This is a genomic window from Agathobaculum sp. LCP25S3_E8, assembly GCF_052117165.1.
GTDB lineage: Bacteria > Bacillota > Clostridia > Oscillospirales > Butyricicoccaceae > Agathobaculum.
Genome location: NZ_JBQKJR010000019.1, coordinates 1 through 24,496, shown reverse-complemented (window position 1 = coordinate 24,496; position 24,496 = coordinate 1). Strand labels below are relative to the sequence as shown.

Annotated in this window: 24 protein-coding genes; 15 read left to right on the top strand and 9 right to left on the bottom strand. The window is 49.4% G+C overall.

Going from position 1 to position 24,496, the window contains the following annotated elements; all coding sequences use genetic code 11:
• Positions 1-104 precede the first annotated feature (104 nt).
• The 7 genes from ACTQ34_RS08525 (at position 105) to ACTQ34_RS08495 (ending at position 8,118) form a co-directional block, all read left to right on the top strand.
• Positions 105-791 (top strand): PHP-associated domain-containing protein, encoded by a 687-nt coding sequence (locus tag ACTQ34_RS08525; protein WP_441363414.1) that lies wholly within the window; start codon positions 105-107, stop codon positions 789-791.
• A gap of 472 nt (positions 792-1,263) precedes the next feature.
• The gene (locus ACTQ34_RS08520; protein WP_441363413.1) at positions 1,264-2,259 is read left to right on the top strand and encodes a LacI family DNA-binding transcriptional regulator; all 996 of its coding nucleotides are present in this window, start codon (positions 1,264-1,266) and stop codon (positions 2,257-2,259) included.
• Between the two features lie 81 nt (positions 2,260-2,340).
• Complete coding sequence (locus tag ACTQ34_RS08515) at positions 2,341-3,321, top strand: ComEC/Rec2 family competence protein (RefSeq protein ID WP_441363412.1); 981 nt, start codon at positions 2,341-2,343, stop codon at positions 3,319-3,321.
• Positions 3,322-3,355: 34 nt separating this feature from the next.
• Positions 3,356-4,351, top strand: a complete 996-nt coding sequence (locus ACTQ34_RS08510; protein WP_441363411.1) for a Bug family tripartite tricarboxylate transporter substrate binding protein — start codon at positions 3,356-3,358, stop codon at positions 4,349-4,351.
• 65 nt (positions 4,352-4,416) lie between these two features.
• Positions 4,417-4,881 carry a tripartite tricarboxylate transporter TctB family protein gene (locus tag ACTQ34_RS08505; RefSeq protein WP_441363410.1) on the top strand — a complete coding sequence of 155 codons (465 nt, stop codon included), beginning with the start codon at positions 4,417-4,419 and terminating at the stop codon, positions 4,879-4,881.
• 21 nt (positions 4,882-4,902) lie between these two features.
• A complete protein-coding gene (locus ACTQ34_RS08500; RefSeq protein WP_441363409.1) occupies positions 4,903-6,405 on the top strand; it encodes a tripartite tricarboxylate transporter permease in 1,503 nt (500 codons plus the stop codon).
• A gap of 105 nt (positions 6,406-6,510) precedes the next feature.
• Positions 6,511-8,118, top strand: coding sequence for a hypothetical protein (locus ACTQ34_RS08495; RefSeq protein ID WP_441363408.1), 1,608 nt, complete (start codon positions 6,511-6,513; stop codon positions 8,116-8,118).
• Positions 8,119-8,408: 290 nt separating this feature from the next.
• On the opposite strand, the gene ACTQ34_RS08490 is transcribed toward ACTQ34_RS08495, so the two are convergent.
• The 3 genes from ACTQ34_RS08490 to ACTQ34_RS08480 form a co-directional block, all read right to left on the bottom strand.
• The gene (locus ACTQ34_RS08490) at positions 8,409-9,122 is read right to left on the bottom strand and encodes an SDR family oxidoreductase (RefSeq protein ID WP_441363407.1); all 714 of its coding nucleotides are present in this window, start codon (positions 9,120-9,122) and stop codon (positions 8,409-8,411) included.
• A gap of 42 nt (positions 9,123-9,164) precedes the next feature.
• Positions 9,165-9,575, bottom strand: coding sequence for a peptide deformylase (locus ACTQ34_RS08485; RefSeq protein ID WP_441363406.1), 411 nt, complete (start codon positions 9,573-9,575; stop codon positions 9,165-9,167).
• 474 nt (positions 9,576-10,049) lie between these two features.
• Complete coding sequence (locus ACTQ34_RS08480; protein WP_125115330.1) at positions 10,050-10,964, bottom strand: sugar phosphate isomerase/epimerase family protein; 915 nt, start codon at positions 10,962-10,964, stop codon at positions 10,050-10,052.
• Between the two features lie 182 nt (positions 10,965-11,146).
• On the opposite strand from ACTQ34_RS08480, the gene ACTQ34_RS08475 reads away from it, so the two are divergent.
• Complete coding sequence (locus ACTQ34_RS08475) at positions 11,147-12,016, top strand: helix-turn-helix domain-containing protein (RefSeq protein WP_441363405.1); 870 nt, start codon at positions 11,147-11,149, stop codon at positions 12,014-12,016.
• Positions 12,017-12,138: 122 nt separating this feature from the next.
• On the opposite strand, the gene ACTQ34_RS08470 is transcribed toward ACTQ34_RS08475, so the two are convergent.
• From ACTQ34_RS08470 to ACTQ34_RS08460, 3 genes are all read right to left on the bottom strand, one after another.
• A complete protein-coding gene (locus tag ACTQ34_RS08470) occupies positions 12,139-13,005 on the bottom strand; it encodes a sugar phosphate isomerase/epimerase family protein (protein WP_441363404.1) in 867 nt (288 codons plus the stop codon).
• A gap of 24 nt (positions 13,006-13,029) precedes the next feature.
• Positions 13,030-14,043, bottom strand: a complete 1,014-nt coding sequence (locus tag ACTQ34_RS08465) for a Gfo/Idh/MocA family protein (RefSeq protein WP_441363403.1) — start codon at positions 14,041-14,043, stop codon at positions 13,030-13,032.
• A 111-nt stretch (positions 14,044-14,154) separates the two neighbouring features.
• Complete coding sequence (locus ACTQ34_RS08460) at positions 14,155-15,816, bottom strand: solute:sodium symporter family transporter (RefSeq protein ID WP_441363402.1); 1,662 nt, start codon at positions 15,814-15,816, stop codon at positions 14,155-14,157.
• Between the two features lie 438 nt (positions 15,817-16,254).
• Between ACTQ34_RS08460 and ACTQ34_RS08455 the strand changes: the two genes are divergently transcribed.
• Complete coding sequence (locus tag ACTQ34_RS08455; protein WP_441363401.1) at positions 16,255-17,346, top strand: LacI family DNA-binding transcriptional regulator; 1,092 nt, start codon at positions 16,255-16,257, stop codon at positions 17,344-17,346.
• Positions 17,347-18,113: 767 nt separating this feature from the next.
• Here ACTQ34_RS08455 and ACTQ34_RS08450 read toward each other — a convergent pair.
• Complete coding sequence (locus ACTQ34_RS08450) at positions 18,114-18,326, bottom strand: S-layer homology domain-containing protein (RefSeq protein WP_441363400.1); 213 nt, start codon at positions 18,324-18,326, stop codon at positions 18,114-18,116.
• Between the two features lie 883 nt (positions 18,327-19,209).
• Here ACTQ34_RS08450 and ACTQ34_RS08445 point away from each other — a divergent pair.
• Both ACTQ34_RS08445 and ACTQ34_RS08440 read left to right on the top strand, forming a co-directional pair.
• A complete protein-coding gene (locus ACTQ34_RS08445; protein ID WP_441363399.1) occupies positions 19,210-19,875 on the top strand; it encodes a MutH/Sau3AI family endonuclease in 666 nt (221 codons plus the stop codon).
• Positions 19,876-19,996: 121 nt separating this feature from the next.
• On the top strand, positions 19,997-20,827 hold the full coding sequence (locus ACTQ34_RS08440) for a DNA adenine methylase (RefSeq protein WP_441363398.1): 831 nt from the start codon (positions 19,997-19,999) through the stop codon (positions 20,825-20,827).
• 416 nt (positions 20,828-21,243) lie between these two features.
• Here the strand turns inward: ACTQ34_RS08440 and ACTQ34_RS08435 are convergent, their stop codons facing one another.
• A complete protein-coding gene (locus ACTQ34_RS08435; RefSeq protein WP_441363437.1) occupies positions 21,244-21,435 on the bottom strand; it encodes a replication initiation factor domain-containing protein in 192 nt (63 codons plus the stop codon).
• Between the two features lie 143 nt (positions 21,436-21,578).
• Between ACTQ34_RS08435 and ACTQ34_RS08430 the strand changes: the two genes are divergently transcribed.
• Positions 21,579-21,995 carry a helix-turn-helix domain-containing protein gene (locus ACTQ34_RS08430; RefSeq protein ID WP_441363397.1) on the top strand — a complete coding sequence of 139 codons (417 nt, stop codon included), beginning with the start codon at positions 21,579-21,581 and terminating at the stop codon, positions 21,993-21,995.
• 141 nt (positions 21,996-22,136) lie between these two features.
• On the opposite strand, the gene ACTQ34_RS08425 is transcribed toward ACTQ34_RS08430, so the two are convergent.
• Positions 22,137-22,532 carry a pyridoxamine 5'-phosphate oxidase family protein gene (locus tag ACTQ34_RS08425; RefSeq protein WP_441363396.1) on the bottom strand — a complete coding sequence of 132 codons (396 nt, stop codon included), beginning with the start codon at positions 22,530-22,532 and terminating at the stop codon, positions 22,137-22,139.
• 123 nt (positions 22,533-22,655) lie between these two features.
• On the opposite strand from ACTQ34_RS08425, the gene ACTQ34_RS08420 reads away from it, so the two are divergent.
• From ACTQ34_RS08420 to ACTQ34_RS08410, 3 genes are all read left to right on the top strand, one after another.
• The gene (locus ACTQ34_RS08420) at positions 22,656-23,027 is read left to right on the top strand and encodes a winged helix-turn-helix transcriptional regulator (RefSeq protein WP_441363395.1); all 372 of its coding nucleotides are present in this window, start codon (positions 22,656-22,658) and stop codon (positions 23,025-23,027) included.
• 41 nt (positions 23,028-23,068) lie between these two features.
• On the top strand, positions 23,069-23,677 hold the full coding sequence (locus ACTQ34_RS08415; RefSeq protein ID WP_441363394.1) for a DUF1349 domain-containing protein: 609 nt from the start codon (positions 23,069-23,071) through the stop codon (positions 23,675-23,677).
• Positions 23,678-23,908: 231 nt separating this feature from the next.
• Positions 23,909-24,403 carry a hypothetical protein gene (locus tag ACTQ34_RS08410; RefSeq protein WP_441363393.1) on the top strand — a complete coding sequence of 165 codons (495 nt, stop codon included), beginning with the start codon at positions 23,909-23,911 and terminating at the stop codon, positions 24,401-24,403.
• The last annotated feature ends 93 nt before the right edge of the window (positions 24,404-24,496 follow it).

The following is a 24,496-nucleotide window of genomic DNA, read 5'->3' as shown; positions in this document are numbered from 1 at the left end:
CTTCATACACGCCGGCGGAATCTTTACTGTGCTTTTCAGCAAATGCCGCCTGTTGGCGGCATTTTTATTTTCACCTTTTCCACTCTATAACAGGAGGTTTTTCCATGTACCGAATCGAAACCCATCTGCACACCGCCTATATCTCGCGCTGCGGCTGGATGAGCGCACAGGCGCTGGTCAAGTCCTATGCCGCTGCGGGCTATGACGCAATTTGCGTCACCGACCACTACAATCGCGAATGCTTCGACTACGCAGACATCGATCTGACCAAGCCCGGCAGCAAAACAGATGCTTTCCTGCTTGGTTTCCGTCGCATGCAGCGTGAAGCCGCCCACTACGGCATCCGCATCTATGAAGGCGCGGAGCTGCGCTTCGACGGTTCGGAAAACGACTATCTGTTGTACGGTTTTTCACACGATCTGCTTGCCGATCCAGATGCCGTCATGCGTGGTGGGCTGGCATCATTTTCCGCACGTGCGCACGCAGAGGGCGCACTGATCGTGCAGGCACATCCTTTTCGCCCCAAATGTACGCCTGCTCCGGCAGAATATCTGGACGGGGTCGAAGTACTCAACTGCAACCCGCGGCACGACAGCCGCAACGCCCTCGCATACACCTATGCGCAGCAACACGGACTATTGATGACCGCAGGATCAGACTGTCACCGCCCGGAAGATGTAGGACAGTCCGGCATCCTGACCGATAGCCTGCCGGAAGATGGCTACGGCCTTGCGCAGCTGCTCCGCTCAGGTGAGTATCAGCTGATCAAACCAAATCAAACCGGAGATTAAGCCGTTCACACCCGAAAAATAGCCAAATCTTTATTTTTTTACTGGAACTTAATATAGTTTCATCCACTGTGCTGCATAATATGGATGGATTGGAATCGCTTTGCATAATATGTAATCCATCCATCAGCACAGGGGAAGTATTGCGAAGAAACCCGATGCTTCGGCGTATTCTGTAGCGGGACCACAAATACTACATCAAAAGAACTGTGAAAAAGCGTACTGGGCAATATACACGGAGGCCAACTGAAGAATTTGTCAAAAGACACAAAAAGCCATATCCATAATTAAAAATATCAACGCAAAAGATTGGGTAATATGGAGAAAGTGTTGTTTTTATGAAAAGAAAGTTGACTTTGCCAAAACATAGGGTGTAAGATGAAAACAACAAAACAAGAACACATAATTTACAGCCGCCTATAGCAGGCATTTTTTTAACCGAGTTTATGAGAACGTTTACATTGAGGTGAGAGGTATGGCAGCGACAATTATTGATGTGGCAAATCTATGCGGATATTCCAAGGCCACCATATCGCGTGCATATGCTTCCCCCGAGCGTGTCAGCCCCAAAACAAGGGAAAAAATCTATGCAGCGGCCAAGGCGCTGAACTATACGCCCAACGCCATTGCCCGGGCAATGGTCACCAAGCAGACCGAGAACATTGCTTTTATCATTCACGAAAAACAATATCCGGTTATCTTAAACCCGTTCTATTCTCCCATTTTGGAAGCAATTCTGCAGGAAGGCATCAAACGCGGTTACAGTTTGTTTATTTCCACTGATCATGATGTGCGATTGCCAAACGGTGAAATTTATTTGAAAAAGCACATGGATGGCGTCATTCTGGCGGGACAAACAGACAGCCAGACCATTATGAGCTACCGCAAACAGAATATCCCGATGGTGCTGCTGAATAATCGCATTGACTTGGATGACCTGCTCTGCATTACAGCAGATCACTTTGGCGGCGCAGTGCAGGCGGTTGAGCATTTATACCAGCGTGGGCATCGCCGGATTGGTTTATTAGCCGGACGGTTTTCTCCCCAGATCTATACCGCCCGTTACAATGGCTATATCAGCGTACTGAAAAAACACGGATTGGCTGAAGATCTGCGTTTTGTACAGGATATCGAACCGACAGTGGAAGCGGCAGAACAGTATATCTCTTCCATTCTGCATCTGGAGGATCGTCCGACCGCTGTTTTCTGCACCAATGATACGATAGCGATTGGTGCAATCAAGGCTGTAATCCGAGCAGGACTTCGGGTGCCGCAGGATCTTGCTGTGGTAGGCTTTGACGACAGTGAGATCAGCCGTGTGATTGAACCGGAACTGACAACCGTGCAAATTGATAAACAGCTGATGGGAAAACTGGCTGCTTGCAAATTATTTGACAGCATTAACGGAAAGAATTTGGAAGAAACATGGATAGAGACGCCGACAAGTCTGATTGTACGTGGCTCAGCATGAGGGAATATCAATACCCCCGAGAGGCCATTTCACAGGGCTGCGGTCGCAAAAGAACGAATAAAGGAAACAAGGAGGGATGCTATGCGCATAACATTTATCAACGTCGGATACGGAGATGCCATTCTGTTCCAAGGCGAAAACGGTTATACCGCGCTGCTGGATGGCGGCGGAAATCTGGAGGAGGAATTTGCAGGCAATTGTTTTCGGATTCGTGCGGTGGATTACCTACAGAAGCAGGGAATCACCCATCTGAACGATGTCATCATCTCACATATTCACGAAGATCATGTTTGTGGTTTAGAAGAGATTCTTCGTCTTATTCCGACAGATCATCTTTATGTGTCTTATTTTTTGGAACCGTTTTCATCTGCGCGCCCATTGACGCCGGGACCACAAGCTCCCCGCAGTGTGGTGTTGTACACCAAAGCGTTGAACGCATATTGTCGCATACTGAAACAGCGTATGCAAAGTGGTCAAGCAATTCACGTGCTCAAAGCCGGTGAGCAGCTCCCATTGACAGAAGGACTCACCGCAACCATTTTGGGGCCAAAACCGGCTTCAATCCAGCATTATTTGAGACGAATCGAGCAAGTATTCAAGAGTGAAAGTGAGGAGGAGGTGACAAGGCTGTTGGGTGAGCTGGACGCAACATCCAACCACACAAGCCTGCTGATAAAATTCGAAACCGCCGGTCTGTCACTATTGGCAGCAGCAGACAATTGCCCGCGGGAATGGGGAGACGTTCCTATTGATTTATTCAAAAATGTAAACGTTCTCAAATTGCCGCATCACGGGCAAAAGGATGCAGTTTCGGAACAATATATGCAGATAATGCCACTCGAAATCGTCGTAACAACTTCTGCTTCCGACCGGCGGTATCACAGCGCCAATCCCGAAGTATATGAGCGCTTACTAGCCATGCATCAGGGAAGCGCGCCGTTGCGGTTCCTGTTTACCGACGAACGGGAATATCCGCCCTATTTTTCACAGCCTGAAGGGTTTCAGGCAACCACACTTGTTGTAGATTCCGGCAAGATAGTACCGGAATTTATAAAAATTTGACAAAGAATTTATAGTTTAGAATGGAGGAACAAGGATGAAGAGAAAACGGTTATTAGCAACGCTTATGGCAGGATTATTTGCACTGAATCTGGCAGCATGCAGCGGTCCGTTGGGCGGCAGTGCGGGAGGCGGCGACAAGGACGAGGACTTCCCTTCCAAGCAGGTCACCATCATCATGCCGTGGAGTCTGGGAGGCGGCCCTGATACGATTGCACGTCAGGTAGCTGCATACGGCGAAAAGTATCTGGGTGTTCCGGTCATTGTAGAAAACAAGACGGGCGGCGCAGGAACAATCGCGATGAACACAGTTTTACAGGCAGCCGATGATGGCTACTCAATGGTAGTTGCAAACGGCCCGCTTTTCTCCCTGACCCCCAGCTTCCAGAATGTCTCCTACTCGCTTGATGATATTACCCCGCTCATCGGCATGCGCATTACGGAATTTGTTGTACTGACCAATGCAAAAAGCGGCATCACCACGATTGATCAGCTCAAGGAATACGCTGCATCGGGCAAAACCATCAAGTACGCCACCACCGGCGGCCCCGGCAATGACAGCTATACCATGATTTCGGTACTGTTTAAGCTGCTTGATATCCCTGCCGAGGCCATCCCCTATGACGGCGGTCAGGATGCCATCAACGCACTGGTCGGCGAGCATGTGGACGTTGCTATCGGTTCTCCCCCGGTATACCGCGACTATGTTGCCAGCGGCGAGCTCAACTGCCTGGGCACTTTCATTCCCGAGGGCATCGACGTTGAGGGCATCGGTCATATCCCGTCCTTTAAGGAGCAAGGCATTGATGTAGAATTCACCGGCATGGATTACTTTGCTGTTCGCTCGTCGGTAGATGACAGCAAAAAGGCCGTTCTGACCAAGTTCATTCAGGATGTTTATGCAGATCCTGATTTTCAGAAGTTTATGAGCGAAATGGGCATGGAAGCCTGGGGCGCGACCGAGGATGAGATCCTCACGATGATCGAAGATCAGACTACCGCCATGAAAGAATATATCCCGCTCATCCAGTAAGCCACAACCGCGCCTGGTGACCGGTTCATCCGGTCACCAGGAACTCCCTGTTGAGGTGACCGACTATGAAAATCAAATACAATACTGAAATCATCTCCGGTCTGGTCTTTGTTATTGTTGCCGCCATCCTCTGGCTGCTTATCCCCTCCCAGATTCAGACTCTCGAGAAATCCGCGATCAACGCGCAGACTATCCCCCGCATTGCCATTGGCGGCCTGTTTTTATGCTCGGCTGGTCTGCTTATTCAGGGACTGTTGTCCCATGACAAAAAAGAAATCGTCATCACGCGCGAAACATTTCACTCTGAAGGCTTCCGCCGAGAAATGCGCTCGGTTATTTTTGCCCTCATGTTAATCGCCTACTGCTTTCTTGTCACCCTGCTCGGCTTCATCATTTCGACCATTCTGTTGGTTATTTCCATTTTGCTGTTTTATGGTGCACGCAAGTGGTATTATTATGCGATCCCACTCGTCATGGTAGGCGTCGTCTACTACGTATTTGGCGTCCTGCTGCGCATCTCGCTGCCGTGATTGTGAGAAGGGAGGATTTTTGTGGATTTATTTTTTCAAGGCCTACAAATTCTGCTGCAATGGCAGAACTTTCTGATTATACCGATCGGCTTGGCGCTTGGTATAGTTGTTGGCGCCATTCCCGGTCTGACTTCTGACCTCGGTATTATTCTGTGTATCCCGCTGACCTACGGCATGGATCCGACCATGGCCATCCTGATGCTGCTGGCTATCTACTGCGGCGGTACATACGGCGGATCCATCACCGCTATTTTGATTAACACCCCCGGTACCTCAGCCAACGCTGCGACCCTGTTTGATGGTTACCCGATGGCCAAAAAGGGACATGCGTACAAGGCGCTGTCCATGGCGCTGTTCGCCTCAACCATCGGCGGTCTGCTCAGCGCCTTTGCCCTGCTCTTCCTCGCTCCTCAGATCGCCAAGATCACCCTGCTGTTCGGTCCTGCCGAATATCTTGCACTGGCGGTCTTCGGTCTGTCGGTCATCGCAGGTGTATCCAACAAGAGCGTGTTAAAGGGCCTTATCGGCGCATGCATTGGTATCTTCATGTCCACTATCGGCATGGATAACATCAGCGGCACTACCCGCTTTACCTTTGGTAACATCAATCTTATGAGCGGCATTGATCTTATCATTGCCCTGATTGGTCTGTTTGCGATCTCGGAAATCATGATGAAATCGCAGTACAACCCCAGACTCGATCGGCAGAACATCAATGCGGCTTCCCTCACCAAGGACAAGATAACCCGCGACGAATATCGCCGCTGCCGCAAGCCCATCGCGCTTGGTTCACTCATCGGCATTATCATCGGTGCTACTCCGGGCACGGGCGGCGGTCTGGCTGCGTTCATCTCCTATAATCAGACCAAGCAGTCCTCCAAGCACCCCGAAACCTTCGGTCAGGGCGAGATTGAAGGCATCGCAGCTTCGGAATCGGCTAACAACGGCGCGTGCGGCGCTACCATGATCCCCATGCTTACGCTGGGCGTTCCCGGAGACGGCGCGACTGCCATTCTCATGGGCGCGTTCATGATTCACGGCATGGTGCCCGGCCCGATGCTGTTCAAGGATCAGGGCAACATCCTGTACGCAATTATGCTGGGCCTGATTGTCGTCAACGTCTTCATGTATATAATCGGCAGCGTATTCACCCGATTCTATGCGCATATCACCCGAATTCCGTATGAGATTCTGGCCTGCATCGTTCTCACCTTCTGCATTGCAGGCTCGTACTCTACCAACAACCGTCTGTATGATATCTATATTATCCTGATTTTCGGTATCATCTCTTACTTCCTGCGCCGCATGGATTTCCAACTGGTTCCGATTCTGCTCGGCATCGTGTTGGGGCCGCTGGCAGAGGACAATTTCCGCCGCGCTATCGTCCTGTCGGATGGCAGCCTGAGCATTTTTGTCACTCGGCCGATCAGCTTGTTATTCCTTGTAATCGCAGTCGGCTCGATTGTGCTGTTTGCATGGCGTAACCACAAGGCAAAGGTACAGAGCGCGCAGGCCAACGGTTAAACGCATTCCCAAATATCACAAACATTATGTTCGATATAAAAAAGCGGCGGGATCCTGTCATTATGCAGCCGCCGCTTTTTTTATTCAGAAGGGAGAAAACCGCGTATGAGAAATTCCATCAAAAAAGCGATATCGGTATGCCTGTTGACCGGTATGATGGCAAGCACGGCTCTTGCTGCACAGGATACACCGCAGACAAATAGTGCAGCATGGTTTGGAATGACGTATCGGGATAACAGCGTGCTGGTCGAAAGCGCGAAAGATATTGAAATACTAAGCGGCAGTTTTCGTGTCGAGGAGCTGAAAATCACGGAGGGGCAAGATCCCGAAGGAAAAAATCATGTGGGCCAAGTTCATGAACTGACAGAAAATTCCTTTACCTTTACGTGTGGCCGTCAGGGCTCGCAGGAAGTGGCGCAATGGTTTAACCAAAAATTCTCCGGATATAACGATCCGGCAGTGACCGGCGATCGGACAACCTTTGATCAAACAGCGGATGAACTGAATTTCGCCTTTGTAGGAGACTTGCAGCTCACGGTCAAAGCACCAGCTTTTCCAGAAGGATGCTCTGTCACCTTTGAGGGCGTCGCCTTTGCACAGGGAAGCACCGCATTTCGCAACAACTGGTGGTTTGGTCAGCTGAATGGACAGCATACAAGAGATGCAGACGGTCCGGATCGGATGCTGGCAATCGGCGTGGACGAAGCCGGAAATACAGTATTCGCTTCCTTCCTGCGCGGCGGAAACGAAGTCAATGCCGTTTCTTTGGAAGCCATCTCTCCGGCCGGTACGGAAAATGATCGTGCGGTAATGCTGCCGCATGTGCAGCAGGCTTTTCAAGCACTGCCGGACACAGGCATCCGCAGCGAACTGAAGGGATTTGGCGGAAATTATGACCCATCGGTCAATCACATACAGGGTTATGCGCAATATCCGGCTGCAAACGGAACAGATTACGCACTTTTGACACACAGCGTTTCAACAGCACCGTATGCACATATTCTTGTCGGTCCGAAAAACGGCGAAGAAATGTGGGGTTTTAAAACATATTTGCAGAACTGGCAGCATCCGGGCGGCGTACAGAGCATTGGCGATTATCTGCTTGTGCCCAGCGAGCACGACAATCAGGCGCACATCGCCCTGTATGATATGCGGACACTTTCCGTACAGGAATTGCGCAGAGTAGAAACATTTGACCTGACGGTGAATCATAAGGCAGGCGCGCTTGGCATTACTTCTTATAAAGACGCAGATGGCACGGAATATTATCTGCTGCTTGTAGCCCATCTGGATGGAGAAAACAGCGTGTACCATGCATATCGCGCACCGGCGGCAAACAGTCTGGAGCAGGCCACTTTCGAAAAGGTAGGCAGCTTCCCGCTGGACAAAGATTTTCAGGGATTTGGTCTGGTTACCGAAGCGGAAACCGGAAAGGTTTATATGATCGGTCTCTGGTCGCCAAGCGAAGGCGCAACCTTTGCCGACTATGCGTATCTTTATGAATTGAATACACAGAACTGGACCCTCGGAGAAGCACTGGAAGAGCGGCATCTGACCAGCCAGGGCGGTTTCCCGGGCGTCATGGGCGTACATTTTCGCTATGGCGCAGGCGTGCTTGTAACGCCTGATCAGAATCTTATGCTGTATGCTTCCGAGCGAAATACCGTCTTGGGCAGTGTGCTGGCAATCAACGATTGGGTAAGCGGACAATGATAACCGCGCTTCACCCCTCTGAAGGTGTTCACCTACACCATTTCCATTCTCTTTTCCTCTCACATGACCGACTGCACTTTGCAGTCGTCTCCTCTTCTTCATAATCCTCCAACGCCAATCCATAGAAAAAGCGCCGATTCAAATGAATCGGCGCTTTTTTACATTTTTCCGTCTTGACTGTCTGTACGATCCAGAACACGCCTATCCGGCACTTGCAATGCTGCAATACGCCGTGTCCTCTGCGGAAGGTGATGCTCAAAAAGCTGGTAACATATTCAGACTTGGCAGTTTTATCGGTTGTTTCCTCCCAGCGCCCAACCAAAATCATTGTGATAGATCATCTGGCGCGTCATGCCGCCGTCGATGCAGATGTTCTCACCCGTGATAAAACCGGCTTTATCCGAGCAGAGGTAGAGTACCATGTTCGCAATGTCCAGCGGATTACCCACCCGACCGACTGGCTGTTGATAGGCGTCCGGGCCTTCGTAAACGGTATAATCCGTGTCGATCCAACCGGGAGAGATGGAGTTTACCCGCGCCCTGCCCGCCAGACTCACCGCCAGAGCATGGGTCAACGCTGAAATGCCGCCTTTGGCTGCCGTATAGCTTTCTGTCTGAGGCTGGCTCATCCGGTCCCGGGAAGAAGAGATATTCACGATAGCCGCGCCAGGCGCAAAATGAGGTGCAAACAGCTTCGTAAGATAAAAAGGGGCAGTGACGCCCACCCGTAGGGCATAATTAAACTCCTCATAGGTACACGTGTCAATGCCCCTCATCCGCGGCAGTGCATTGTTAACAAGGTAATCCACATGCCCATAGTCCGCAATGACCTTACGGGCGAAGTCTTCCAGAACCGTTTGGTCGGCCAGATCGCCTTCATAGTAGTCATTGGGCAAAACATCAATGACACACACTTCGGCGCCCGCTTTGCGAAACTCCTCTGTGATGGCCTTGCCAATTCCCTTCGCACCTCCGGTAACGACCGCAACCTTATTTTTGAACATGGCTTTTTCCCCCTATGTTTGCATCTTTGTCAAAGTTTCATATCAGATGATAATACCCTCGCAGTGGTCGAGCTCATGCTGGATGATCTGCGCCGTCCAACCGGTAAAGGCTTTCACGCGCTCTTGAAACTTTTCATTCTGCCAGCGCACCTTGATGGACCGCCAACGCTTGGCAGGGCGTGTGCCGACAAGAGAAAGACAGCCCTCCTCTGCGTCGTAAGGCTCGGACTTTTTGATGATCTCCGGATTGAACATGACCATATAGCTGCCCTCGTTATCAAAGGCAATAATGCGCTTGTTCACGCCTATCATGTTAGCCGCCATGCCGACACAGCCCGCCTTATGATGCTCCAGCGTTTCCAACAGGTCAGCTGCAATTTGCCAATCTGCCGGCGTAGCAGTCTCCGCTTTCTGTGCCAAAAAGGTTTCGTCTTTGCAGATTTCTCGAATCATACTTGGTTCTCCTCATGTTGTTGAATCACTGCCGCTCTTTTCCTTTATTATAGCATATCAGCACAATATCTGTCTGTTATATTTGACATGGTATTTCCGGAAACCCTCTAGGTTTCGGTGTCGGACCATCTGTGAGTATTCAGGTGAATAAAAACTGCTCATGACGCACCGTTTTACTGATGCAAAGGATAGGCAAAAATCCGGCGGATATATACCGGATGTAAAAATGCAAAAAGTCTGGCTTGATAACCAGACCTGCGCAAAAAATATATTAGCATGCATCATGTTCAAGAGCCGGACCAAGGTCCGGCTCTTATGCTGTTTCCCTATACAAATTTTTCACAGAAACGCGCCGGAATTGCTGCAATTGCAAGCTGCGCCGCATTGCTCTGTGGATTGCACCTTATGGTTTCGCACATTCTTTGTTTATTTGCCATCCATCTTCGCAAACAAACGCTTGGAAAGAAACCTCTTTTACAGCAGTTCGCGCTTGATACGTTCGAGCGCTTCGGGGGCTTGTTTATCCATCTTTTCCGGGAAGCCAAAGTAGGATACGCAGATGATGTTGTCACCGCCGACCTTAGGCGCGTCAGGTTTCAGCTGCTTGTTGGCAAAATCCATATCGCGCAGGGTCTCGAAGATGCCGTCAAAGTCGACCTCGCCTTCGCCCATGGCGGTGTGCTGATGAATGGTGACATCCGCGCGGCCACGGCTGTTGAGCCAGGGCGGATTGAGGATGTAGCGGCAATCCTTGGTCTGGTTCCACGTGTCCGCAAGCAGGACGTGGGTCAACTCGTCGCCCGCGTAGCGGAGCATGTGGCGCACATCGCCCTTGCCTTGATCGTAGAAAAATCCGTGAGACGCCGAATAAACATAGCCGAGGTTCTTGGAGCGGAAGGACTTAACGATGTCGCAGGTCTCGTCGTTCAGCTCACAGAAATCATACGGGTGGGACTGAATTTCAACGCGCAGGCCCTCGCGCTCGATGATGGGCAGCAGTTCCTCCATCGACTTGTAGAACATGCCGTTACAGATTTCCTGCTGGTTGGGGTCGCCCGAGAATTCAGTGTTGATTACCGGAACACCCATATTAACGGCAATCTCGATCATGCGCTTCCAGTTGGCGACCGCGTGCTGACGCTGCTCCTCGGTCGGTCCGGACCAACGGTAGACCACAATAAAGGACGAAATCTCGACACCTGTCTCACGCAGCGCGCGGCGGTATTCCTCCTCGCACTCCTTGGAGAACAGCGGGTGCTTGTAAAACGGGTTGATGCGCGGGTGCGGGGACTGCTCAATATATTTGTAGCCCCAATCGGCTACCTTATGTACATAGTCATTGATGGACATCTGCTTGGCCAGTACGTCCACGTCAAATGCGATTTTCATTTGTGCGCCCTCCTTGTCGGCTTTGTTTGGATTTGCTTTCGGGCCCTTTCGATGGTCTTATTATACGGCGGTGCCTGCCGATTTCCAATGATACAATCCACCTAAAACCTGCGAAATCCTGCTGTTTTATCTTGCAGGTCTGACACGCATCTGATACGATAAATAAAAGGAGTGTGAGGACTATGCTGATTCCCGAAGCGGGGGTTCATCAAACATCGGAACGTTATTTTTTCACCCCATCTTCGCTTGCACGCGAGCTTTTTTATTATCCAACGCGCTGCGGGCATTATTTTTGCGACAGCCGGTATTCGTTCAGCCATCGCTCGGAAATCGCGATGGAGGGCGATCACAACCGAAATATCATGCTGTTCCTCATCCAAGGCGGCGCGATGGAGTTACTGCTTGCCGGTATGCCGGTGCTGGCGGCGGCGGGGCAAGTCGTGCTGTTCGACTGCCGTGAGCCGTACCAGTATGTCGCATCAGACGGACTGGAATTTACCTGGCTGCTGTTCAACGGTCTGAATATACGCGCATTTTACCGACGCATTCTGCAAGCGCATGGCGGAAGACAGTGCTTTACGCCGGATGCCGTCGCACCGGTAGCACAGGCGCTCAGCACGCTGCTCGAGAGCTGCGCCGCGGATGAACGTCCGAGTGAAGCGGCCTGCTCGCAGCTGATTCATCGGCTGCTATGTCTCCTGCTGCTGGGCGAGGGGAAACGCACATCGGACGGCAGCGACCGCATCGCCCAAGCCATTCGCTTTATGAATCGGCATCTGTTTGAGCCAATCAGTGTGCAAGACGCAGCGGCAGCGGTCAACCTGAGTCCGTCGCATTTTTCACGACAGTTCAAAGCGCGCACCGGTTACTCGCCCTATGAATATATTGTGCTGCGGCGCATCGACAAGGCCAAATATCTGCTGACATCGACCGAGCAGACGGTAGGAGAAATCGCCTATGCCACCGGCTACAACAGCGAGGAGAATTTTATCCACAGCTTTCAAAAGCATGTGGGTATTTCCCCCGGTCTGTTCCGCAAATATCCAGTATAGTTTGTTATCCGCCGCCCCCTTTCACTCATTTTCTGTTTCATTTCCAAGCAAACCGAAAGCAGGCGCATCCTAATTGATGCGCCTGCTTTCCGCAATGAATAATGAATAGAGAGGAATGGCAGTTACCAGTATTTTTCAACATGTGCGCGGGTGACTTCCGCAGCCTTCTTGATGTTTTCCTCGTTGGTCAGCTTGTAGTAGTCCGGACGGAACACCTCCATCGTGCATACATCACCCTCGAAGCCAATCTTCTTGAGCGTATCGGCATAACGCTTATGGTCGAGGCAGTCACCCGGCTCGCCTGGCCACAGACGCTTCTCATCGTTGTTATATGCCGCGCCGCAGGGCATGTTCTCCATTCCGTTGAGATGCCAGACAAAAATCTTCTTTCCGTCTGCCTTTTCCAGCGCATCCCAGCCGGACGCCATCGCATGGAAGTGGTACTGGTCAAGCGTAATGCCGACCAGTGGAGAGTCGACCGCCTGCACAATATCATACGCATACTCAAAGCGATTGATGGACATCCCCGGCGCACCGCAGAATTCAAGTGACAGCTTGATGCCGTGCGGCTCCACTTTCTTGACCATTTCCTTCAGTACGGCTACGGCATCCTCCTTAATTTCGTCTACCGTTGCCGGCACCGGCAAATCCATAGACGGCACAACCACAATCATCTTGCACTGCAGCTTGAGGCAGTCCGCAATAATTTGGTCGAGTTTATCCATAACGGCATTCTTTTCCTCCTGCGTCTGCTTCATATTGAAGAAGATCAGCGCGTTATAAGACAGCATTTTCAGATGATGCTTGGGGTCTGCAAACCATGCCGCCAAGTCGTCGATGGTGTACTTGCCCGCCGCAATCTCGCGGTCAAGACATTCGGACTGGATATCAATGTAGTCAAAACCGTATTTTTCGCACAGATCGAGGTCTTCGAGCACGGAATGATTTTCGCAGAAGCGGTTGCAGCCTTCATTAAATCCGATTTTCATGGTAGTTTTCTCCCTTCGTGGTGTTTACTTCTTGTAGAAATCCGGAGTGCCGCCGGTGACGACCTTTTCCGCCTTGCCGGAGGTCTGGCTCTTTACCAATGCGTCCGCGGTGATGGAAGCGACATAGCCATCCCATGCGGAAGAACCGCCGGTCTCACCCTTAACGGCGTGGTCGACCCAGTCCTGAATTTCAACGTCGTAAGAGTCGATGAAGCGCAGAATCCAATTGTCCTCAATCTTGGTGGATACGTTGTTTGCGTACCGCACAGTCGGGAAAGACGGGCACGGCAGGTTGATGACGCCGTTTTCACATACCACTTCGCAATTGATATCATAGCCAAAGCCGCAATTGACGTTAACTTCGAGCACATTGACAATGCCGCCCTTGGTCTTCATAATCATGATCTGTGGGTCCTTCAGGCCCTCGTGCGCCTTGGAAGAGGTTTTCGGCATGATGCACTGTACTTCGTCCCACTCATCGCCAATCAGCCACGGCAGCACGTCGATTTCATGAATCGCCGTGTCGGTGACCGCCATTGCAGTGGTATAGTCCGGAGCGACACCGTCTGCGCGGTGCGTGCACTTGATCACCATCGGCGCGCCGAACTTGCCCGAGTCGATCAGTTCCTTGACCTGCTTGTAGCCACGGTCGTAGCGGCGCATAAAACCAACCTGTACCAGATGCTTGCCGGACGCCATTTCAGCATCCACAACTGCCTTGCAGTCCGCCGCGGTGTTGGCCAGCGGCTTCTCGCTGAATACCGGCTTGCCTGCCTCAATCGCCGCGATAACCGGCTCCTTGTGGAATGCGCCCGGCGTGGTGACAACAACTGCGTTGACATCCGGATCGTTGATTGCCTTGTGGAAATCGGTATATACCTTGACGTTTCCACCAGCAATTTCCGCGCCCTTCTTCGCGCCTTCCTCAAATACGTCGCATACAGCGACAACCTGCGCACCGCGAATGCGGTTCTGAATGCGCTCGATATGTTCGCGGCCAATCATGCCGCAGCCGATTACTGCAATATTCAGTTCCATTGTTTTTTCCTCCTGAAAATGTTATGTAGATTTGTGATTAACGATATGAAATAATGCACACTGAAAGGCCAGCAAGCAATTATTCAGCAAAAAGAAATCAATTTCTGTCCATTATGCCGCAATGCCGAGCGGGGAGAACAGAACATAAACGCCAATGGCGAACAACAGACCGATAATAGATACGATATGGCGGTACTTCCATGGCGTCATATCGACCGCACCGACATCCTGCACTTCGTAAACGTCACCCGGATGGTACTTGTTGAGCCACCACATGATTCCCAGCTCAATCGGGAACAGTACTGCCATTGCGTATAAGTAATGAATGGGGTTATCGCTGCCCGGATAACAGGGTTTGAGCAGCAAAAACGCGCCATAGCATACCACATGGAAAATCGTAATGACCTTGGGCATGCACTTGGGGCTGCGCTTAAATAGGAAAATACCGAGAATGGTACACAGCACAGGGAGCGACACGAACTGGCTCATCGAATTGAGGAAGGTCGTGATACCGCCTGCATTCATGATAAACGGAGAGATAATGATAGCCACGCAACCCGCAATCGTGCCATAGATCTTGCCGATCCGCACACACTGGATATCGGATGCCTTTGGATTGATCGACGAGCGATACAGGTCAAGGGTGAACATGGTGGACGCGGAATTCAGTACCGAATTAAAGGACGAAAGAATCGCGCCAAACATAATCGCAGCGAAGAAGCCCATCACTGGTGCGGGAATGATTTCGGCAATCAAAGCGGGATAAGCAAAGTCGATTGCTTTGTCGCCAACAGCCGTAAGTTGCTCCTGAATAGAAGGCAGATAAAAGGCTATGATACCAGGGATAACCAGATACAGCGGACCAATGCACTTGAGGAAGCCACAGAAGATGGCGCCTTTCTGGCCTTCTTTCAAGCTCTTAGCTGCCAGCGCACGCTGGACAAAGGACTGATTGGTGCACCACCAGTATAGGTTATTGAAAAACATACCGGTGATGATCAGCACCCATGGCACCTCGGGTTCGGGTGCGTTCCATGCATTGATAGCGTTGAGCTTTGCGGGATCAGCCTCAATCATATAGCGGATGCCATCAAGAATGCCGTCGCCGCCGGTTGCCGCAGACAATGCTGCAAAACCAAGGAACGGAACCATCAAACCGCCGATCAGAAGTCCAATACCATTGATCGTGTCGGACACGGCGACCGCTTTCAGCCTGCCGAAAATTGCATAACAGCCGCCGATGATGCCGATGATCACGCAGATGATGGCAACGGCAACAAATTTACTGGTGCCCAGCATACCGGAAATATCGAAGATCTGTTCGAATACGACTGCACCGGAATACAGAATGACCGGTAGATTGAGGATAGAATACATGACCACAATAACCAGCGAGAACATGGTCTTAGTGGCGCGGCCATAGCGCTGCTCCATCAAAGACGGAATCGTCATTGCACCCATTTTGAGATAGCGCGGCAGGAAGTAGTAGGCCAGTACCAATAGGGTAAACATTGAGCCGACCTCCCACGCAATCGGACCCATATTGGTTTTCCAACTTTGACCGTTCAGACCGACCAGCTGTTCAGCCGACAGATTGGTCAGCAACAGCGAGCCGGCGATGACTACGCCCGGCAGACCGCGTCCGGCGAGGAAATAACCTTCGGCAGTGTCCAATTTGTCGTCACGAGTTTTCCACGCAGAAACCACAGCGACCAGTGCGGTGAAGAGCAGAAAGGAAATTCCTGTCCAAGCAAGTGAATGAAAAAATGTCATTTGGTATCCCCCGTTTCCAATCAAAGTTTTTACAATATGTTCACGTGAACGCAATGTAGGAAAGAAAAATCCGCACGTTTCGGAAGTTCTGTCATCGTAGGAAATCGGATGTTCATCAAGTCTCTTATCGTGTCGGAATCTCTTTGTTGAGTCAAGAATAACACCACAAAAACGATATTTCAAGCAGAAAAAAGCAAAAAAACATTTTCGTTATTAACGGACAAAAAGCTGTCCGGCGGTTCGTGAAAGTGACGGAAGGAAATCGATTTTTGCGTGCATTTGCGTGCAATCTTATGTACAATATAACACAAACCTAGGCGAACAACTTGTACAGCTTGCTTTTGCTACACAAAAGTTCGAAAAAACTGCAAAAACTGCGACTTGCATCGTGCGTGCATTGTGATATAATTAACACATCACAAGAAAGGAGTGAATCACATGGCAGTGACCGCCCAGCAGATCGCGGATCTGACAGGTGTTTCGCGCGGAACGGTCGATCGCGCACTTCACAACCGCGGCCGCGTTAGACCAGAGGTCGCCGCACGCATCCGTAAGGTTGCAGACGAATTGGGTTATCGGCCTAATCCGATTGGACAGGCATTGGTCAAAACGCCCCGGGATTTCCGGATCGGCGTCATTTTACAATCGGCCGAAACACCAACCATGCAGATTGTGTCTGCCGGTGTGCGTCAGGCCGCCGAGGAGCTGCGCGCCTCGGGAGTTGAGCTGGTATTACGCGAGGTTGTCGGGTTGGATACCGAGCTAGTCCTTGAGGCAATTGATGAGCTGGTTGGGCTTGAAATTCGAGGCTTAGCCATCGCACCAAGTACCGAAAGTGAGATCCGACATTGTATTGACGACCTGTATGAGCAGAATATTCCGGTTGTCACGCTCAACTCAGATGTGCCAGGCAGCAAACGGCTGTGCTTTATCGGTATGGATAATTACCGCGGCGGACAGACCGCAGCCGGCCTGATGTGTCAGTTACTGCCGGACGGCGGCAAGGTGTTCCCGCTGGCCGGACACCTAAACAACACCGCGCACAACAATCGTCTCAACGGTTTTTTCGACGTACTGCATCAAGAGACCGCTTACCATATTACACTTTTGCCGTTCCAGCCCTGCTTCGATCGCGACGATTACGCCTACGAAATCACGCAACATGTGCTGCAGTCCGAGCCTGACCTTGCAGGCATTTATGTCGCCTCAAATGGACAGCAGGGCGTATGTCGGGCAGTCGAAGAGATGGGGCGCAAGCGGCGTGTCAAGGTGATTGCGTTTGATCTCAACGCCCCCAATCTGCGGCTGCTGCAGCACGACAGCCTGAGCTGCGTACTCGATCAAGAGGCGTTTGAGCAAGGTTATCGCTCCCCCTATCTGCTCTATGAATATCTGATGCACAAGAAAAAACCCGCGCAGACGTTGATCTATACCGATATCGCCATCCGCACCAAATACAACAGCGATTTAAGTGTTTTCACCGATAAAACCGATACTGTATGCAAACAAAAAAATACTGAAACCAGATAGCCTGATTCCAGAAAGCATTATAAAGCTGTGATACGAAACTACAGTATCCGGACATCAGGTAAACCTGCAAGTGTTGATCACCTTACAGATACAGGCGGTCATCACGCTTCTTTTCGGCCTGCATACAACATCTCGCAAAAAACGCACTTCATCGTAAGATAAAGTGCGGTTTTTCGCGTAGAGTCTGGGATTTGAAGAGCCAAATTTTGAACTTGCGGGCTGTTTCTATGTTATCCCGTTTCGTTTCGTATAAAGCGTCGTGATATCCAGAATATTTGGACGCAGTTATTTTTATGTTTTTAGGCTGTAGGACGTACTTTCAGGGGAGGTAGACCGTCAAGCCATCTTCATTGGCGGAGCAAAGATAGAAAGTGATGCGAGTCGTTATAGCTTTGTGTGACGAAAAAGTGTAGAAAAGCACCTGACCAAGGTAAAGGAGTAGGTGCTGCAATCTATCAACTGCACTTGCATAACGCAACCACGGGTATGGTTGGAGAAGTCTGCCCAATCCATCGCTTTTGTGCGTGGAAGCGGCAGGCAAAAAAGTCGGGAGCAAAAGAAATGGGAACACCTGTCCGAACTGCTGAAGCGATTTCACTATGTCTGGTAGCAAGAGGTGGCAGCAGACGCAGGGTATAAAAGTCTAAACAAGACGGGATTGCTTCTCCTGCGCGGCTTCGGTTTATTCAGGCATCTGCTGTACCATGCATCCTGCCGTACCGTGCAGAATTGCGGCGGCAAGACAGATGGTAAATCATCATTTTCCTCTATTTGACCCTCAGCCCAGCTTCCGCATCATGCGATAAGCCAACAGCAAACAGCACGCTCTGCTCGACCGAGCAGTTTTTCTGCGGAAATAATTTGGTTGTGCTGATGCCCTTCATAATACTGTGCTGCGCCAGAGAAGCGATCGCCTCCTTCGCGTATGCTGAAACCTGGTTCGCATCGGTGTAACCCGTAAGCGACCTGCCCGCGGTCATCACCCGCTCGCTGGTCTGCTGCTGGATATAGCCTGCCGCATGCCACAGCTCGGCCTATGCCCAACTACTCGGCGCGCCAATCACAGCAATCACCGCATTTCGGTCGGAATGATCGGCCTAGAGCATCCCCACACGCGTATATTTGGCGTTCATCTCAGCAACCAGTCCGATCCGTCGCCGTCAAAGTCGACCAGATAGGAGCTTGCATAGGGTATATCATCCACCGCTTCGCAATATGCGCGTGTATCTTTGCTGTCCACCGCAGCGCTCGCCGTTAGTAAGGTACCCGCTGACAATACAGCTGTGGTTCCTTAAACAGATCAGCGTTTGCATCTTCGTAAATTACATCTTGGTTTTACCTTTCTGCACGCAAACCGTGGCTACAACGGTTTCGCATGAATCCTTTGGGGACGCAGGCGCAGTGGTTTTCCACTGGAGCGGAGAGTGTTGCATATGTTTCAAGTGGCATCCGTTAGCACCTCCGCATAGTAAAATTTGACTCACAACCGAATTTTAATAAATATTTGTCCTCAACTACATGGAGTTGACTTGTAAGATACTTGTAATTGACTTGGACAGTAATAAAATTAGCACCCAACTTTGAGTTTGCAAAGTTGGAATGCATAAAATACAAATGCAAGATTGAAAAATATGCAGTTCGGTGATACGATATGTATATCTCTGATGTTGAGACGAGTGTTTGAATGTGACGATGTTTCTATGGCTGAGATGGAGACGATTCAATTCAACACCGAATTGTCGGTCGCTCATATTCTCAAAGCGATAAAGAAATTCTTTATCGAACAAGACATTTGTGACTGGGCTATTCCAGCAGGAATATGACACGGGTGTTGGTACCACCCGTTGGGATGGATGAGCAATCATGAAACTTGAGGAAGCATGTAGACGCATTAATAAACTCGCTGACATCAGGTTTGGAGATCTTTTCTCTCCGGATGACATGAATACGATTATCAGAAACAAAGGAAAGACCGGACAATTACTTGAGCTATCCCTTGGAATGCATCTTTCAAACACGAATTTAGATTTTGATGATGGCGAGTTGAAAACGAACAAGTGTGATGCGTCCGGAAATCCGAAGGAGACTGTTTTTATCACACAGATAAGCGGTGTTATTGACGAGTTGATACAAGAAAAGCCATTTGAACAAACTCATCTATATGAGAAAATAAGCAACATTCTCTATGTCCCGGTTTGCAAAGATGGCAGACCCGAAGATTGGAAGTTTTTACCCAGCATTCATATTGATCTGTCACTCCCAGAGTTTTCGTCATTAAGAGATATTTGGCGCAACGATTATTATTCTATCTGTGAACAGCTCAGATTCCATATTGAGAATAGCTCAGACGGTTTTATACATACATCGAATGGAACACATCTTCAAGTCAGAAGCAAAGATGCTCGTGGCGCAAGCGGTAACTACCATCCGATTTATTCGCAGATATACAAAAGAAAAGTATCTAACAAGAACCACGCTTTTTATTTTCAGAAGCAGTTTGTTTATGACATTCGCCACATCGATAGATAGTGGCATGGTTTCGATTCAGAAACACACCATACAGAAACTATATTCCGAAATGGGCTAAATAAACGGAAAAAGATATGGCATCTATACTACAACCCAATTTGGAATTAGGAGGAAATCTAAGATGCAATGCAAGACAGGACCGTTCGTGAAATGGGCCGGAGGAAAAAAGCAGTTACTTGATAGATTGGAAGCCCATATGCCAGCAACGTATGGGAGATATTACGAACCATTCATAGGTGGTGGTGCGCTTTTACTTCACCTGCAACCCGAAAGAGCGGTAATCAACGATACTAACGAACAACTTTTAAATGTATATAGGCAACTGAAAACAGACGCAGAGGCTGTTATTGCTGCAGTAAATGCTCTTGACGCAAAACCTTGTGATGTAGACCGCTACATGGAAACTCGCCAAGCCTATAATGCGAAAATCCAAGCGCATGAATTAGACGCTGAATGTGCCGCCCTTATGATTTGGATTAACAAGCATTGCTTCAATGGACTTTACAGGGTGAACTCGAAGGGGCTATTCAATGTCCCTTATAATAATAAACAAGGCGGAGTTTCAATCGATGCAACTAACCTTAGAAACATCGGCCTTTATCTTAGAACTAAAGATGTTGCAATCCATCAAGGAGATTTTGAAGCTGCGTGCGCTGATGTCCAACCGGGAGACTTTATCTATTTCGATTCTCCTTATGTGCCAGTGAGCGAGACGGCAAATTTTACTGATTATACCAAAGATGGCTTCACATTGGAAGATCATAAAAGGCTAGCGACTCTTTATAAGAGGCTTTCAGAGCAAGGGGTCAAAGTGATGTTAAGCAACAATAACGTTCCTCTTGTGCATGAATTATATAGTGGCTTTACGATTAAAGAGGTAAATGTCCGCAGAGCTATTAACAGAGATGCTTCAAAACGATCCGGAAAAGAAGTAATAATCACTAATTACTGAGAGGATACGGAACGATGCTGTTTGAAAGAAAGCGAAAATGCCACAGGCACTTTCGCTTTTTTATTTTCCCAACCCGCAAGGAGACCTCCTGTACGCTGCTGCTTTAAGGCAAGCAGCGTAAAAAAAAGAGAACAGGTTATTTCGTGCGGCCTTTGGAAGCAAAGAAATAACCTGTTTGGAAGTTGAACCGCTTGCTCGTCATCTTGTATATTTCTTCGACGTTTTCTCCGGCTTGTGTGTATCAGAAATTCTTGGTCTTCAAGCGTATGGCCGCTGGCCCGCTTTGGGAGAACCGGCTTGATCTTATATTCACTAATAAGCTCGGTGGCCCGCCCAATCGCCGCACGGTCTATAAACATCTGAAAAAAAGCACTGATTGAAAATGGGCTGAGCGAATATACCCTTCATTCCTTGCGTCATTCATTTGCGACAATCTCGCTGGAAAACGGTGACAACATCAAGATGGTGCAGACGAACCGCAGCGCAACAACGCTTGATTTATGAATCTCATAGCGGCGGAACCGTGTGACACATTCGCCGCGGTCGCATTTTTCCACGAATTTCGGGATATCCAGAAAGCCCGCCCTGTCGTCTATGGCGATATCCAGCCGCTTGAATATGCCTTTAGCATCAAGGCAGTGTTGGAAGAATACGCCCCAGCTGCGGCCCTGCCCGTTGAGATAAGTGCCCCTTTGCCCCTGAGTTCGAGCAATATACCGCGTTCTTCATACGGCGACACCAGCACAAGAAATTGGCAGAACCACTTGGGATTGCACAAAGCATGCTGACGAATTACGAAAACGACAGCAGCACACCGCGCGACCAGTCCGTGTGGGAAAAGCTTGCCGAGTATTTTGGTATGTCTATGAGCTATCTAATGGGCTTGACGGGCACCTTGGTTTTCCCTCAGAATTGGGATAAGGGCTGGCACCCGAACACGAGCACGATAGACATAGAGCGTGTGCAGAAGGAATCCATCGACAGCAAGAAGCCGCTGGAGATCATCGTCTCCACCCTGACCGAATACCTTCCTTTGGAAAATCTTGCAAGTCTCGCCCCGGCTGAGATGGAACCTCTACTGAAAACTGTGCAAGGCTGGATTCGAGAGACGCATCAAATGCGTACAGCAGTGATCCATTTGTCGGAGAATAATTGGTCTGTAAGATAAGCCTGATGTTCATATAAAACAAGCAGCCAGCTGGCGCAGCGCTCTTTTCGAGCGCATTCGTCCTCTGACTGCTTGTTTACACACTAACAGATTAATTCTTTCTTGAGGCTGTATGCAATAATTGGTTATTTCTATCGGTCTTTACAGTTTAAACACCTTGGGCTCATCTGTAAACGAATAGATTGTAGCCGTGCCATGCTCGAAGTAGAACACAGTCATGAGATTGTCATCCACTGTATACATACTGCTCAGAGCAGCCTTATTGTCATCCATCATAGCGACGCGAGCTTCACGACGGGTATCTTCCGCAACCTCGCCCTCCACACGAATCCAAGTGTCTTTGTGCATCCCACAGATTTCCACTTTGCCATTCGCCTCCATCTGCTGGTACACTTTCTTCTGATTGTTCGTGACGATGTACAACTTGCCTTCAAATTCACACACAGCGCCAAAGGGACGGACATGGGGCCGACCGTTTTCATCGGTGGCCAGATAGAAGGTACCACAGGACTTCAAATATTCCAGTGCTTCTTTCATGATTAGAACTCCTTTCAAAATGCAGGTTGTCGTTTTTCCTGTTTACGGGTATAATTATATCTCACAGGATTTATATTACAAGTACGATATTTTTTGATACCGGTATCAGAAAGGAACGTGTCTATGGAAAAGAAAAATCTATTTGGAAAGTGTCCTTACGTGACGGCCCAAAAAATTTTAACAGGCAAGTGGTCGATTTACATCATGTATCTGTTATCTGAAGGACCAGTGCGCTTTAACGAACTGCAACAGCGTATGCCTGAGGAGATGACCCATACTACCTTGTCAAGGCAGCTGAAAGCTCTGGAAAACGAGGGTTTGATCGTGCGTGTGGAATATCAGCAGATCCCGCCTAAAGTAGAGTATCATCTAAGTGAAATCGGTGAAAAATTTAAGGATGTACTATCCGTGCTTGAGGCGTGGGGAAACGAATATATAAATTTTCTGAACCACTCACATTCTCCCGAACTATTGCAATGTTCCGGAGAGTTTTAGAGTAGGGTTCTTGATGCATAAAAATATTGGGGGAATGAAAAATGAATTTTGATGTGAAAAAATTGCAGTGGACAAGGAAACCGAAGAGCTTTGCCATTTCTCAGGAACGGATTGAAATTGTAACGAAACCACATACTGATCTGTGGCAGAGAACCTATTACCATTTCCGCAATGACAACGCGCCAGTACTTCAGATGTCTTTGGAAGAACAGTTCTTCTCCTTTGTGGTTAAAACAGAATTTGCCGAAAGCCACCATCGCTTTGACCAGTGCGGTGTGGTTTTGTATTTGGACAGTGAAAACTGGATCAAAGGCTCGGTTGAGTATGAAAACGAAAGTTTCCAGCACTTGGGCAGCGTTGTGACCAATCACGGGTATTCAGACTGGGCGACCACGGAAATTTCCGCTGACGTAAAATCCATGTGGTATCGCCTGAGCCGCCGGGAGGATGATTTTTGTATTGAATGCTCGGAGGACGGTGTTATCTTCCATCAGATGCGTGTCTGCCATTTGTATAAAGCAACGGGGAAAATCCAGTTTGGCATATACGCTTGCAGCCCAGAAGAGTCTTCTTTCCGCGCTATTTTTACAAACATGCAATTGTCTGAATGCAAGTGGTTGGCACATGAGGGTCAGGCACCAGACGAATGATTTTTAAGCTGCTTATAAAATATTTCTCAGTTTCTGATTCATATTTTCGCAGCACGAGGAGCAGAGGCTATTGTATATTTGTCGGGTAAACCAGCAGACATAGCTGTGACCCGAAAGAAAAAGTGAGTTGCATGGGGGTGCAACTAGCTTTAAAATAAAAAATAGCAGCAGGATACTGCACATGCAGCATGCAGGTCATGGCTGGTTTGATTTTTCTAGGAGGGCAGACATATGGTCGATCAGATTCGGTTTCAGGTATATCAGAATCAGGAGCAGCCATTTGCCTTCGATCAGGGACTGCTGCTCTTTTTCGGCCTTTCCGGCAGCAGTCGTATTCTGCATGGTACAGACGAAGTGGAGCTGGGCGCGGCAGGCATACTGGTAATCAATCCATTTGAACTGTACCGTCTGCATAACGAACAGGGCGGATCTTTGCTCTGCATGCGTATCTCGCGGCAGTTTTTGCAGTTTGCCGGCTGGCCGGATGATCTGCACTGCTCCTGCTACGCACAGAGCAGAGAGCAGGATGCGCCGGATTACCAGCAACTGCGCGAACTGTATGCTGTGGTATTTCAGGACTTTTTTCAAAGCGGTGCGGCCGACACGGCGGCGCTCAACGGGCGGATACTGCAGATGCTCAGCCTACTGCGGCGCAGCTTTTCCGTACGCAGTGCGGTGCCAGTCGGTCAGGACACCACCATAGAGCGCTGGAGTAGTACCCTGTAAGTGCAGTCGCAAATTCCCCAAAAATCTGTTAAACTGAACGAACAGAGACGGAGGGGATCGCAATGAAACGTTACAGCAAAGAATTTAAGGAAG

Excerpts from the sequence above, each read along its gene's own strand:
- ACTQ34_RS08525 (WP_441363414.1), top strand. The coding sequence starts at position 105 with ATGTACCGAATCGAAACCCATCTGCACACCGCCTATATCTCGCGCTGC.
- ACTQ34_RS08520 (WP_441363413.1), top strand. The coding sequence starts at position 1,264 with ATGGCAGCGACAATTATTGATGTGGCAAATCTATGCGGATATTCCAAG.
- ACTQ34_RS08515 (WP_441363412.1), top strand. The coding sequence starts at position 2,341 with ATGCGCATAACATTTATCAACGTCGGATACGGAGATGCCATTCTGTTC.
- ACTQ34_RS08510 (WP_441363411.1), top strand. The coding sequence starts at position 3,356 with ATGAAGAGAAAACGGTTATTAGCAACGCTTATGGCAGGATTATTTGCA.
- ACTQ34_RS08505 (WP_441363410.1), top strand. The coding sequence starts at position 4,417 with ATGAAAATCAAATACAATACTGAAATCATCTCCGGTCTGGTCTTTGTT.
- ACTQ34_RS08495 (WP_441363408.1), top strand. The coding sequence starts at position 6,511 with ATGAGAAATTCCATCAAAAAAGCGATATCGGTATGCCTGTTGACCGGT.
- ACTQ34_RS08490 (WP_441363407.1), bottom strand. The coding sequence starts at position 9,122 with ATGTTCAAAAATAAGGTTGCGGTCGTTACCGGAGGTGCGAAGGGAATT.
- ACTQ34_RS08485 (WP_441363406.1), bottom strand. The coding sequence starts at position 9,575 with ATGATTCGAGAAATCTGCAAAGACGAAACCTTTTTGGCACAGAAAGCG.
- ACTQ34_RS08480 (WP_125115330.1), bottom strand. The coding sequence starts at position 10,964 with ATGAAAATCGCATTTGACGTGGACGTACTGGCCAAGCAGATGTCCATC.
- ACTQ34_RS08475 (WP_441363405.1), top strand. The coding sequence starts at position 11,147 with ATGCTGATTCCCGAAGCGGGGGTTCATCAAACATCGGAACGTTATTTT.
- ACTQ34_RS08470 (WP_441363404.1), bottom strand. The coding sequence starts at position 13,005 with ATGAAAATCGGATTTAATGAAGGCTGCAACCGCTTCTGCGAAAATCAT.
- ACTQ34_RS08465 (WP_441363403.1), bottom strand. The coding sequence starts at position 14,043 with ATGGAACTGAATATTGCAGTAATCGGCTGCGGCATGATTGGCCGCGAA.
- ACTQ34_RS08460 (WP_441363402.1), bottom strand. The coding sequence starts at position 15,816 with ATGACATTTTTTCATTCACTTGCTTGGACAGGAATTTCCTTTCTGCTC.
- ACTQ34_RS08455 (WP_441363401.1), top strand. The coding sequence starts at position 16,255 with ATGGCAGTGACCGCCCAGCAGATCGCGGATCTGACAGGTGTTTCGCGC.
- ACTQ34_RS08450 (WP_441363400.1), bottom strand. The coding sequence starts at position 18,326 with ATGACCGCGGGCAGGTCGCTTACGGGTTACACCGATGCGAACCAGGTT.
- ACTQ34_RS08445 (WP_441363399.1), top strand. The coding sequence starts at position 19,210 with ATGAAACTTGAGGAAGCATGTAGACGCATTAATAAACTCGCTGACATC.
- ACTQ34_RS08440 (WP_441363398.1), top strand. The coding sequence starts at position 19,997 with ATGCAATGCAAGACAGGACCGTTCGTGAAATGGGCCGGAGGAAAAAAG.
- ACTQ34_RS08425 (WP_441363396.1), bottom strand. The coding sequence starts at position 22,532 with ATGAAAGAAGCACTGGAATATTTGAAGTCCTGTGGTACCTTCTATCTG.
- ACTQ34_RS08420 (WP_441363395.1), top strand. The coding sequence starts at position 22,656 with ATGGAAAAGAAAAATCTATTTGGAAAGTGTCCTTACGTGACGGCCCAA.
- ACTQ34_RS08415 (WP_441363394.1), top strand. The coding sequence starts at position 23,069 with ATGAATTTTGATGTGAAAAAATTGCAGTGGACAAGGAAACCGAAGAGC.
- ACTQ34_RS08410 (WP_441363393.1), top strand. The coding sequence starts at position 23,909 with ATGGTCGATCAGATTCGGTTTCAGGTATATCAGAATCAGGAGCAGCCA.